The following is a 14,357-nucleotide window of genomic DNA, read 5'->3' as shown; positions in this document are numbered from 1 at the left end:
CATTATCACTGAAATCCGCTCTTTTCGTACAGTACATCATGTGAACAACACCGTGCCATTTCCTGCCAAACCTTATTAAAAAGTTAGTTGCAAATTTTGCATCTGCTTTTTTTGCAACAGCTATTTAAAGAAAACAGTGAGATAGTGATTCTCTGAGAGAGATATGTCTGTTCTTTACGCGCAAACTATTTCTATGCATGTCTCAGCTATTTCTCAAAACCTGTATTTAATCATCTCTTATTCCGATGGAACGGAATCATTCTCTGATTGATTCATGATGTAAAGACAATATGGATGTTTCATTTACTTTATGATTTTAAAAGGAATAAATATGAATTCGCCTGTAAAAGAGATACCTGATGTATTAAAAACCCAGTGTGGCTTTCAGTGTCTGACAGATATTAGCCACAGCTCTTTTAACGAATTTCACCACCAAGTATCCGAACACCTCTCCTGGTCCGAAGCACACGACTTATATCATGATGCACAACAGGCCCAAAAGGATAACCGGCTGTATGAAGCGCGTATTCTCAAACGCGCTAATCCTCAATTACAAAATGCTGTACATCTTGCCATCATAGCGCCTACTGCTGAACTGATAGGCTATAACAACCAATTTAGCGGCAGAGCCAGTCAATATGTCGCACCGGGTACCGTATCCTCTATGTTTTCTCCCGCCGCTTATTTGACTGAGCTTTATCGTGAAGCACGCAATTTGCATGCAGACGGTTCTATTTACCATCTGGATACTCGCCGTCCAGATCTCAAATCAATGGCGCTCAGTCAACAAAATATGGATATAGAACTTTCCACTCTTTCTTTGTCCAACGAGCTATTATTGGAAAGTATTAAAACTGAGTCTAATCTGGACAATTATGCTAAAGTGATGGAAATGCTTTCCACTTTCCGTCCTTCCGGCGCAACGCCTTATCACGATGCTTACGAAAATGTACGTAAAGTTATCCAGCTACAAGATCCTGGGCTTGAGCAATTAAATGCTTCACCAGCCATTGCCGGGCTGATGCATCAAGCTTCCTTATTGGGTATTAACGCTTCAATCTCACCTGAGTTGTTTAATATTCTGACGGAGGAGATTACCGAAGGTAATGCTGAGGAACTTTATAAGAAAAATTTTGGTAATATCGAACCGGCCTCATTGGCTATGCCGGAATACCTTAAACGTTATTACAATTTAAGTGATGAAGAACTTAGCCAGTTTATTGGTAAAGCCAGCAATTTCGGCCAACAAGAATATAGTAATAACCAGTTTATCACTCCGGTAGTCAATAGCAGTGATGGCACAGTCAAGGTATATCGGATTACTCGCGAATATACAACAAATGCTTATCAAGTAGATGTAGAACTCTTTCCCTATGGTGGAGAAAATTATCAGTTAAATTATAAATTCAAAGATTTTTGGAATGCCTCTTATTTATCCATCAAGTTAAATGATAAAAGAGAACTTGTTCGAACCGAAGGAGCTCCTCAGGTTAACATAGAGTACTCAGAACATATCACATTAAGTACAACTGATATTGGCCAACCTTTTGAAATTGGCCTAACAAGAGTACTTCCTTCCGGTTCTTGGGCATATGCGGCCGCAAAATTTACCGTTGAAGAATATAACCAATACTCTTTCCTGTTAAAACTCAATAAAGCTATTCGTCTATCTCGTGCGACAGAATTATCACCGACTATTCTGGAAAGCATTGTGCGTAGTGTTAATCAGCAACTGGATATCAACGCAGAAGTATTAGGTAAAGTTTTTCTGACTAAATATTATATACAACGTTATGCTATTAATGCTGAAACTGCCCTAATACTATGCAATGCACTTATTTCACAACGTTCATATGATAATCAACCTAGCCAATTTGATCGCCTGTTTAATACGCCATTACTGAACGGCCAATACTTTTCCACCGAAGATGAAGAAATTGATTTAAATCCAGGTAGTACTGGCGATTGGCGCAAGGCGGTACTTAAACGTGCATTTAATATCGATGATGTCTCGCTCTACCGTCTGCTTAAAATTACCAACCATAATAATCAAGATGGAAAGATTAAAAATAATTTAGACAATCTTTCCGACTTATATATCGGGAAATTACTGGCGGAAATTCATCAATTAACCATTGATGAATTGGATTTATTGCTGGTTGCCGTAGGTGAAGGGAAAACTAATTTATCCGCTATCAGTGATAAACAACTGGCTGCACTGATCAGAAAACTCAATACCATTACCGGTTGGCTACAGACACAGAAGTGGAGCGTGTTCCAGTTATTTGTTATGACCTCCACCAGCTATAATAAAACGCTAACGCCTGAAATTAAGAATCTGCTAGATACCGTCTACCACGGTTTACAAGGCTTTGATAAAGATAAGGCAGATTTACTACATGTTATGGCGCCCTATATCGCCGCTACCTTGCAATTATCGTCGGAAAATGTCGCCCATTCTGTGCTGCTTTGGGCAGACAAGTTACAGCCCGGCGACGGCGCAATGACAGCAGAAAAATTCTGGGACTGGTTGAATACTCAATATACGCCAGATTCATCGGAAGTATTAGCAACACAGGAACATATTGTTCAGTATTGTCAGGCATTGGCGCAATTGGAAATGGTTTACCATTCCACCGGCATTAACGAAAACGCCTTCCGCCTGTTTGTGACAAAACCAGAGATGTTTGGCTCCTCAACTGAGGCAATACCTGCGCATGATGCACTTTCACTTATTATGCTGACACGTTTTGCGGATTGGGTTAATGCGTTAGGCGAAAAAGCCTCTTCCGTGTTAGCAGCATTTGAAGCTAAGACCTTAACAGCAGAACAACTGGCTGGCGCCATGAATCTTGATGCTAATTTGCTGTTGCAAGCCAGTACTCAAGCACAAAACCATCAACATCTTCCTCCCGTGACACAAGAAAATGCTTTCTCCTGTTGGACATCTATCGATACTATCCTGCAATGGATTAATGTTGCACAACAATTAAATGTCGCCCCGCAGGGCGTTTCCGCTTTGGTCGGGCTGGATTATATTCAATCAAATCAAAAGATACCAACCTATGCCAAGTGGGAAAACGCAGCGGGAGTATTGACTGCCGGATTGAATTCACAACAAGCGGATACATTACACGCTTTTCTGGATGAATCCCGTAGCGCCGCATTAAGCACCTACTATATCCGTCAAGTCGCCAAGCCAGCGGCAGCCATAAAAAGCCGTGATGATTTGTATCAATATTTACTGATTGATAATCAGGTTTCCGCTGCAATCAAAACTACCCGGATTGCCGAAGGCATTGCCAGCATTCAACTGTACGTCAACCGCACGCTGGAAAATGTAGAAGAAAATGCCCATTCAGGGGTTATTAGCCGCCAGTTCTTTATCGACTGGGACAAATATAACAAACGCTACAGCACCTGGGCGGGCGTTTCTCAATTAGTTTACTACCCGGAAAACTATATTGATCCGACCATGCGCATCGGACAAACCAAAATGATGGACGCATTACTGCAATCCGTCAGCCAAAGCCAATTAAATGCCGATACCGTCGAAGACGCCTTTATGTCTTACCTGACATCGTTTGAGCAGGTGGCTAATCTTAAAGTTATTAGCGCGTATCACGATAATATTAACAACGATCAAGGACTGACCTATTTTATCGGCCTCAGTGAAACTGACACCGGTGAATACTATTGGCGCAGTGTCGATCACAGTAAATTCAGCGACGGCAAATTCGCGGCTAATGCCTGGAGCGAATGGCACAAAATTGATTGCCCAATTAATCCTTACCGAAGCACTATCCGTCCTGTGATGTATAAATCCCGCCTATACCTGCTCTGGTTGGAACAAAAGGAGATCACTAAACAGACAGGAAATAGCAAAGATGGCTATCAAACAGAGACGGATTATCGTTATGAGCTAAAATTGGCGCATATCCGTTATGACGGCACCTGGAATACGCCAATCACCTTTGATGTCAATGAAAAAATATCCAAGCTAGAACTGGCAAAAAATAAAGCGCCTGGGCTCTATTGTGCCGGTTATCAAGGTGAAGATACGTTGCTGGTTATGTTTTATAACCAACAAGATACTCTCGATAGTTATAAAACCGCTGCAATGCAAGGGCTATATATCTTTGCCGATATGGAATACAAAGATATGACCCCAGAACAGAGCAATGTTTATCGGGATAATAGTTATCAACAATTTGATACCAATAGTGTCAGAAGAGTGAATAACCGCTATGCAGAGAATTATGAAATTCCTTCATCGGTAAATAGCAATAATGGTTATGGTCGAGGAGAATATAATATCAGTATGGTTCATGGCGGAGATATCCCAATTATCCGTTATCAAGCCTCATCAAGTGATTTAAAAATCCATATTTCACCTAAGTTAAGAATTACCCATGAAGGAGCCGATGAGCGAACACGTAATCAGTGCAGCCTGATAAAAAAATATGGCAAACTGGGTGATAAATTTGTTGTTTATACTGATTTGGGTATCAACCCAGATCACTCGCCAAAGAAACAATTGTTTTATCCCATCTATCAATACAGTGGAAATACTAGCAGCCTTGATAAAGGAAGACTGCTATTCCACCGGGATACCAATTATTCGTCTAAAGTAGAAGCCTGGATTCGGGATGCAGGTCGTTCATTGATAAAAGACAATGCTGCCATTGGTGATGATTATATTACAGATTCCCTGAATAAACCGGATGATCTTAAGAAATATATCTTTATGATTGACCACATGGGAATTGCTACTGATGTATCAGGACCAGTAGATATCAATACTGCAATTTCCCCGGCAAAAGTTCAGGTAACAGTAAAAGCAGGCAGCAAAGAACAAACTTTTACCGCAGATAAAGATGTCTCCATTCAGCCATCCCCTAGCTTTGATAAAATGAATTATCAATTTAATGCTCTCGAAATAGATGGCTCAAGTCTGAATTTTAATAATAATTCAGCCAGTATTGATATTACCTTTACCGCATTTGCAGAGAATGGACGTAAACTGGGTTATGAAAGTTTCAGTATTCCTGTTACCCGCAAGGTGAATACTGATAATGCCCTGACCCTGCACCATAATGAAAATGGTGCGCAATATATGCAATGGCAGGCTTATCGTACTCGCCTGAATACTCTATTCGCCCGCCAGTTGGTTGCACGCGCTACCACCGGAATCGATACGATTCTGAGTATGGAAACTCAAAATATCCAAGAGCCTGTTTTATGGAGTGATAATTTTACTGCAACACTGCCAATATACGACTCAAACCTTCATGGTAGCAGCAAAAATATCACAATTATGTTAGGAAACAGTGAAAAACAGCCCGATCAAGAAAATGTCATTTATCAGGGTGAACTAACAGATAAAAATCAATTAATTAATCTCTCTGAAACTTATATATCCGTAAAAAATGGTAGTAACAATACAAAACCAGTGGATAATAAAGGGAACGATAGCTGGATTTATTTATTTGTAAAATACTCTGCTAATTCAATAAAAATTGGCGAATTTTGGTTTAAGAATGGTAAGAATTTTCAGGGTTATTACCCCAAAGGTAATGAAAAAAACCGTGATCCTATCTTTATAGAAAATAAAAAAACTGAACCAATGGATTTCAGCGGCGCTAACAGCCTCTATTTTTGGGAACTGTTCTACTATACCCCGATGCTGGTTGCTCAACGTTTGTTGCATGAGCAAAACTTTGATGAAGCGAACCGCTGGCTGAAATATGTCTGGAGCCCATCCGGGTATATTGTCCACGGCCAGATTCAGAATTATCAATGGAACGTCCGTCCGTTATTGGAAGACACCAGTTGGAACAGTGATCCTTTGGATTCCGTCGATCCTGATGCAGTAGCACAGCACGATCCAATGCACTACAAAGTTTCAACCTTTATGCGCACCCTTGATCTGCTGATCGCACGCGGCGATCACGCTTATCGCCAGTTGGAACGCGATACACTTAACGAAGCGAAGATGTGGTATATGCAGGCGCTGCATCTGTTAGGTGATAAACCTTACCTACCACAGAGTACCACATGGAATGATCCACGACTGGACAAAGCCGCGGATATTACTACCCAAAGTGCTCACGCCAGCTCTATAGTCGCTTTACGACAAAGTACACCGACACCTTTATTGTTGCGCAGCGCCAATACCTTGACCGACCTCTTCCTGCCGCAAATCAATGAAGTGATGATGAATTACTGGCAGACATTAGCTCAGAGAGTATACAACCTGCGTCATAATCTCTCTATCGACGGTCAGCCGCTATATCTGCCAATCTATGCCACACCGGCGGACCCAAAAGCGTTACTTAGCGCCGCCGTTGCCACTTCTCAAGGTGGAGGCAAATTGCTGGAGTCATTTATGTCTCTGTGGCGTTTCCCGCACATGCTGGAAAATGCTCGCAGCATGGTTAGCCAGCTCACCCAGTTCGGCTCCACGTTACAAAATATTATCGAACGTCAGGATGCAGAGGCACTCAATGCATTATTACAAAATCAGGCCGCAGAGCTGATATTGACTAACTTGAGCATTCAGGACAAAACCATTGAAGAACTGGATGCCGAGAAAACCGTGCTGGAAAAATCCAAAGCCGGAGCCCAATCGCGCTTTGATGGCTACAGCAAACTGTATGATGAAAACATCAACGCCGGTGAAAACCAAGCCATGACGCTACGAGCGTCCGCCGCCGGGCTTACCACGGCAGTTCAAGCATCCCGCTTGGCTGGCGCAGCGGCTGATCTGGTGCCTAACATCTTCGGCTTCGCCGGTGGTGGTAGCCGTTGGGGAGCTATCGCTGAAGCAACCGGCTATGTGATGGAATTCTCCGCTAATGTTATGAACACCGAAGCGGATAAAATTAGCCAATCTGAAACCTACCGTCGTCGCCGTCAAGAGTGGGAGATTCAGCGTAATAATGCCGAAGCAGAATTGAAGCAAATCGACGCCCAACTTAAATCGCTGGCAGTACGCCGTGAAGCCGCCGTATTGCAAAAAACCAGTCTGAAAACCCAACAAGAACAGACCCAAGCCCAATTGGCCTTCCTGCAACGTAAGTTCAGCAATCAGGCGTTGTATAACTGGCTACGTGGCCGATTAGCGGCGATTTACTTCCAATTCTACGACTTAGCTGTCGCGCGTTGCTTAATGGCAGAACAGGCTTACCGTTGGGAAATTAATGATGACGCTGCTCGCTTTATTAAACCGGGCGCTTGGCAAGGAACCTATGCCGGTCTGCTTGCAGGTGAAACCTTGATGCTAAGTTTGGCACAAATGGAAGACGCCCATTTGAAACGCGATAAACGCGCATTAGAGGTTGAACGTACAGTGTCGCTGGCCGAAGTTTATGCTGGTTTACCGCAAGATAAAGGCTCCTTCTCTCTGAGTCAGGAAATTGAGAAGCTAGTAAATGAAGGTTCAGGCAGTGCCGGCAATGGTAATAATAATGTGGCGTTCGGCGCCGGCACGGATACTAAAACCTCTTTACAGGCATCCATTTCATTAGCTGATTTAAAAATTCGTGAAGATTACCCGGAATCCATTGGCAAAATCCGGCGCATCAAACAGATTAGCGTTACCTTGCCCGCGCTACTGGGACCCTATCAGGATGTGCAGGCAATATTGTCTTACGGCGATAAAGCCGGATTAGCTAACGGCTGCGAAGCACTAGCAGTTTCTCACGGTATGAATGACAGCGGCCAATTCCAGCTCGATTTCAATGATGGCAAGTTCCTGCCGTTTGAAGGTATCGCCATTGATCAGGGTACGTTAACACTGAGTTTCCCCAATGCATCAATGCCAGCCAAAGGTAAACAAGCCACTATGTTAAAAACCCTGAACGATATCATTTTGCATATTCGCTACACCATTAAATAACCATCCCAACACAGAATTAAAACAGGCTCCTAATCGGGGCCTGGTAAGGAGTTTCTATGCAGAATTCACAGACATTCAGTGTGACCGAGTTGTCATTACCCAAGGGCGGCGGCGCTATTGCCGGTATGGGTGAGGCATTAACACCAGCCGGGCCGGATGGTATGGCTGCCCTATCCCTGCCATTACCCATTTCTGCCGGACGGGGTTATGCACCCTCGCTCACACTGAATTACAACAGTGGAACCGGTAACAGCCCGCTCGGTCTCGGTTGGGACTGCAACGTCATGACAATTCGTCGTCGCACCAGTACCGGCGTGCCGAATTATGATGAAACCGATACTTTTCTGGGGCCGGAAGGTGAAGTGTTGGTCGTAGCATTAAATGAGGGAGGTCAAGCTGATATCCGCAGTGAATCCTCATTGCAGGGCATCAATTTGGGGACAACCTTCACCGTTACCGGTTATCGCTCCCGTTTGGAAAGCCACTTTAGCCGGTTGGAATACTGGCAACCCCAAACAACAGGCACAACCGATTTCTGGCTGATATACAGCCCCGACGGACAGGCCCATTTACTGGGCAAAAATCCTCAGGCTCGTATCAGCAATTCACTAAATATTAGCCAAACAGCGCAATGGCTATTGGAAGCCTCTATATCATCCCACGGTGAGCAGATTTATTATCAGTATCGAGCCGAAGATGAAACCGGTTGCGAACCTGACGAGCTCACAGCTCACCCGAACGCGACCGTCCAGCGCTACCTGCAAGCAGTCCATTACGGTAATCTAACCGCCAGCGAAGTTTTTCCTACTCTCAATGGAGATGACCCACTCAAATCTGGCTGGTTGTTCTGTTTAGTATTTGATTATGGTGAGCGCAAAAACAGCTTATCTGAAATGCCAACGTTTAAAGCCACGAATAACTGGCTTTGCCGCCAAGACCGTTTTTCCCGTTATGAATACGGTTTTGAATTGCGTACCCGTCGCCTATGTCGCCAAATACTGATGTTTCACCGTCTGCAAACCCTGTCTGGTCAGGCAAAAGGCAACGATGAACCCGCATTAGTTTCACGTCTGATACTGGATTATGACGAAAACGCGGTGGTCAGTACGCTCGTTTCTGTCCGCCGAGTAGGACATGAGCAAGATGGCGCAACGGCGGTCACCTTGCCGCCATTGGAACTGGCTTATCAGCCCTTTGAACCAGAACAAAAAGCACTCTGGCAACCAATGGATGTACTGGCAAATTTCAACACCATTCAACGCTGGCAACTGCTTGATCTGCAAGGCGAAGGCATACCCGGTATTCTGTATCAGGATAAAAATGGCTGGTGGTATCGATCTGCTCAACGTCAGACAAGGGAAGAGATGAATGCGGTCACCTGGGGCAAAATGCAACTCCTTCCTATCACGCCCGCTATTCAGGATAACGCCTCACTGATGGATATTAATGGTGACGGGCAATTGGATTGGGTTATCACCGGCCCGGGGCTAAGGGGTTATCACAGCCAACATCCAGATGGCAGTTGGACACGTTTTACGCCATTGCACGCCTTACCTATAGAATATTCTCATCCCCGCGCCCAACTTGCGGATTTAATGGGAGCCGGATTGTCCGATTTAGTGCTGATTGGTCCCAAAAGTGTGCGTTTGTATGCCAATAACCGTGATGGTTTTACCGAAGGGCGGGATGTGGTGCAATCCGGTGATATCACCCTGCCGTTACCGGGCGCCGATGCGCGTAAGTTAGTGGCATTTAGCGACGTACTGGGTTCAGGCCAAGCACATTTGGTTGAAGTTAGTGCAACTAAAGTCACTTGCTGGCCGAATCTGGGACACGGCCGTTTTGGTCAGCCAATCATATTGCCGGGATTTAGCCAATCCGCCGCCAATTTTAATCCTGATCGAGTTCACCTCGCCGATCTGGACGGCAGTGGTCCGGCCGATTTGATTTATGTTCATGCTGACCATTTGGATATTTTCAGCAATGAAAGTGGTAACGGTTTTGCAAAACCATTCACACTTCGTTTTCCTGACGGCCTGCGTTTTGATGATACTTGCCAGCTACAAGTGGCTGATGTACAGGGATTAGGGGTTGTCAGCTTGATCCTGAGCGTACCGCATATGGCGCCACATCATTGGCGCTGCGATCTGACCAACGCGAAACCGTGGCTACTCAGTGAAATGAACAACAACATGGGGGCCCATCACACCCTGCATTACCGTAGCTCCGTCCAGTTCTGGCTGGATGAAAAAGCCGCAGCCTTAGCGACCGGACAAACACCGGTTTGTTACCTGCCCTTCCCGGTCCATACCCTGTGGCAAACAGAAACCGAGGATGAAATCAGCGGCAATAAATTAGTGACTACTTTACGTTATGCTCACGGCGCTTGGGATGGACGTGAACGGGAGTTTCGTGGCTTTGGCTATGTTGAGCAGACAGACAGCCACCAACTGGCTCAAGGTAATGCGCCGGAACGTACACCACCGGCACTCACCAAAAACTGGTATGCCACCGGAGTGCCTGCGGTAGATAACATGCTATCCGCTGGGTATTGGCGTGGTGATAAACAAGCCTTCACCGGTTTTACGCCACGCTTTACCCTCTGGCAAGAAGGCAAAGATGTTCCACTGACCGCGGAAAATGACCACAATCTGTACTGGTTAAACCGGGCGCTAAAAGGTCAACCACTGCGTAGTGAACTTTACGGGCTGGATGGCAGCGCACAGCAAACCATCCCCTATACAGTCACGGAATCCCGCCCACAAGTGCGCCGATTACAAGATGGCACAACAACTTCCCCGGTGCTATGGACTTCAATCGTGGAAAGCCGTAGCTATCACTATGAACGTATTATCAGTGATCCTCAGTGCAATCAGGATATCACGCTGTCCAGCGACCTATTCGGGCAATCACTGAAACAGGTTTCGGTGCAATATCCCCGCCGCAATAAACCAACAACCAATCCGTATCCCGATACACTACCGGATACTCTGTTTGCCAGCAGTTATGACGACCAACAACAACTATTGCGGTTAACCTATCAGCAATCCAGTTGGCATCATCTAATTGCTAATGAACTCAGAGTGTTAGGGCTACCGGATGGTACACGCAACGATGCCTTTACTTACGATGCTCAACATGTGCCTGTTGATGGTTTAAATCTGGAAGCTTTATGTGCTGAAAATAGCCTGATTGCCGATGATAAGCCATACGAATACCTCAATCAGCAACGAACGTTCTATACTGATGGGAAAACCGATGGGAAAACCGATGGAAAAAACTTAGCACCACTGAAAACACCAACACGACAAGCTTTAATCGCATTTACCGAAACGGCGGTATTAACGGAATCTCTATTATCTGCATTTAATGGCGGTATTACGCCAGATGAATTACCCGGCATTCTGACACAAGCAGGATACCAACAAGAACCTTATCTGTTCCCACGCAGCGGAGAAAACAAAGTCTGGGTAGCACGTAAAGGCTATACCGATTACGGTACGGAAGAGCAATTTTGGCGTCCTGTCGCACAACGTAACACCCGGTTAACCGGGAAAACGACTCTGAAATGGGATACCCACTACTGTATTATCACTCAAACCCAAGACGCGGCTGGTTTGACTGTCTCAGCCAATTACGACTGGCGTTTTCTCACACCTGTGCAACTGACTGATATCAATGATAATGTGCATCTCATAACCTTGGATGCGCTAGGACGCCCTGTTACGCAACGTTTTTGGGGGATCGAAAATGGTGTAGCAACAGGTTACTCTTCACCAGAAGAAAAACCATTCTCTCCACCAGCCGATATCAATACTGCCATTGATCTGACCGGACCACTCCCTGTCGCGCAGTGTCTGGTCTATGCACCGGACAGTTGGATGCCGCTATTCAGTCAGGAAACCTTCAATACCTTAACGCCGGAAGAGCAGCAGACGCTGCGTGATTTACGGATTATCACGGAAGATTGGCGTATTTGTGCGCTGGCTCGCCGCCGTTGGCTACAAAGTCAAAAAACCGGCACACCACTGGTTAAGATGTTAACCAACAGCATTGGTTTACCTCCCCATAACCTCATGCTGACTACGGACCGTTATGACCGCGATTCTGAACAGCAAATTCGTCAACAAGTCGCATTCAGTGATGGTTTTGGTCGTTTACTGCAAGCATCTGTACGGCATGAGGCAGGCAAAGCCTGGCAACGTAACCAAAACGGTTCTCTGGCGACAAAAATGGAAGATACCAAAACACGCTGGGCGGTTACGGGACGCACTGAATATGATAATAAAGGACAAACGATACGAACTTACCAGCCCTATTTCCTCAATGACTGGCGATATGTGAGTGATGACAGCGCCAGAAAAGAGGCTTATGCGGATACTCATATCTATGATCCGATTGGGCGGGAAATCCTAGTTATCACCGCAAAAGGCTGGCTGCGACAGAGCCAATATTTTCCTTGGTTTACCGTCAGTGAGGATGAAAATGATTTGGCCGCTGATGCGATCATGTAATTGAATCGATATTCGCTCGTTTAATGTTAACGAGCAAATATACCCGTTATCTTTCAAGTTGCCTCTTTGTTGGCTGCGCTCACTCACCCCGGTCACATAGTCATCTATGCTCCCGGGGATTCGCTCCCTTGCCGTCGCGATGCATCTTGAAATCCATAGGGTATATAACGAATAGGAAACTGTATTGTGAGTTCTAAATAGAGGAACAGGATATTTTATTACCTTTTATTTCATAGGTAATAAAGTTCAATTCCTGTAAAAACCTGTCATCATGAGAACTAAAAATAACAACTTTCTCTTCTGCAAGAGAAATCAGCAACTCAATTAAAAATGTTATAGAATCTGAATCAAGACCATTTGTTGGCTCATCAAAAATATAAACATCCGCATCGGTAATAAAAGCTGATGTTAATAAAAATTTCTTTTTTATCCCAAGTGACATTTTTCCATATTCAATACCAGAATAATTAGATATACCAAAACCATTTAAATAGTAATCTAATTGATGCCTTAGATTACTTTTCCTATAACGCTGACTTAAATTAATCACATCCATTCCCGTGATGAAATTATAAAAGTTAACATTATCAGATATATAAAATCCATTCCGTTGCAAATTAAATAGGTGTTTCTCTCCCTTTTTTATAAAATTAACCACTCCTTTTTTAACCTTATTTACACCAGCAATACTTGAAAGAAAAGTCGTTTTACCCGCCCCATTAACTCCCGCAATACGGTTTAATCCAACCCGAAAATCACAATTGGCTCCTGAAAAAATAGTCTTACCATTAATAACAGCTTCTAACCCAATAACTTCAAGCATAAATAACCCCTAAAAATAACGTAAAAAAGAAAATAACACTAATAATAATAATTTTCGTGTATTGCGTCCTCAACAGAGAGATAAAAGAAACAATAATAGAAATAAAAACATAAGATAAAAATATAATCACAGAAAAAGATTTAATAACAAGAGAGCAAAAAATAAAAAAACAAAGCAAATAAAAAAACAAACAAATACAATAGTTAAAAAAGAATATTTTACGCACAGATAAAAAATTTGACAAATATGAAAGATAATTTATTTCAATATATGAAAGATTATAGAATAATAACATACATATATATAAAACAACACTGGCATATATTAATAATATATAATCAACCTTGTTTGGTATTTGAGAAAAAGCACTTTCACATAATAGATATAAAAGCAAAACAGACAATACCATAATAAACACAGGCATTTTATTTTTATTAAAATAAGAACGGAGATTCATTATATAAGGCAATGAAAAAAAACCTGATGAAAATAATCTTTTATCTCTATTAATTATATAACATGGTGTGAAATTCAAATATAATATCAATGCCGCTAATGGAATAACTAATGTAAAAATCAAATCATATAATATTCCATTCCTGAATGATGCCGCCAGAAGAAAGAACACAGCAACAATAAAAAAATGCAAAAAACTTAACTCAAATAAACAAAATCCAATTACAGCAAAAGAAACTATCAAAAAAAACATAGATGAAAGGTAATGTAAATAATTAACATTTGCAGAAAAAAAACCTATAAAAAAGAAAATAACCATCGGAAAAGCACTATAAATAAAAAAAACAATACGACAAAAAAACAACGTTTTTTTACCTACCAAAGAAACGATGATTGAATTCTCCTTTGCAGAAGGAAAAAACCTTATGTTAATCAAATAAAATACCATATATACCATTAAAGATATGGCAGTAAAATAAAATGATTTTATGTAGCTCTCCGGAATAACAATATTAGAAGATAAAGTCATTAAAACCTCAAAGACACCACTAAATTTTGCCGGGAGTAATAAAAGAAAAAGGAATATAATGACATTTTTATTCCCTGACGCAAATTTTTTTATCCTGCCTTTATATTCCAAGGCATCAGCGATTATTAAATTCAT

The 14,357-nt window shown here is 42.9% G+C and carries 4 protein-coding genes; 2 read left to right on the top strand and 2 right to left on the bottom strand.

What is annotated here, in order from left to right; translation table 11 throughout:
- Positions 1–331 precede the first annotated feature (331 nt).
- Both OO184_RS03250 and OO184_RS03245 read left to right on the top strand, forming a co-directional pair.
- Positions 332–7,900, top strand: coding sequence for a Tc toxin subunit A-related protein (locus OO184_RS03250; RefSeq protein WP_265377950.1), 7,569 nt, complete (start codon positions 332–334; stop codon positions 7,898–7,900).
- 56 nt (positions 7,901–7,956) lie between these two features.
- Complete coding sequence (locus tag OO184_RS03245) at positions 7,957–12,414, top strand: SpvB/TcaC N-terminal domain-containing protein (RefSeq protein ID WP_265377949.1); 4,458 nt, start codon at positions 7,957–7,959, stop codon at positions 12,412–12,414.
- A gap of 193 nt (positions 12,415–12,607) precedes the next feature.
- Here the strand turns inward: OO184_RS03245 and OO184_RS03240 are convergent, their stop codons facing one another.
- Positions 12,608–13,237, bottom strand: coding sequence for an ATP-binding cassette domain-containing protein (locus tag OO184_RS03240; protein ID WP_265377948.1), 630 nt, complete (start codon positions 13,235–13,237; stop codon positions 12,608–12,610).
- Positions 13,230–14,357: a hypothetical protein gene (locus tag OO184_RS03235; RefSeq protein ID WP_265377947.1), complete on the bottom strand. Its 1,128-nt coding sequence runs from the start codon at positions 14,355–14,357 to the stop codon at positions 13,230–13,232. The genes OO184_RS03240 and OO184_RS03235 overlap by 8 nt, the downstream gene beginning before the upstream one ends.

Source organism: Photorhabdus aballayi (assembly GCF_026153155.1).
In the GTDB taxonomy this organism is placed as follows: Bacteria; Pseudomonadota; Gammaproteobacteria; order Enterobacterales; family Enterobacteriaceae; genus Photorhabdus; species Photorhabdus luminescens.
Note: the sequence above shows the minus strand (reverse complement) of the source record. Positions and strands in the feature narration are given on the sequence as shown.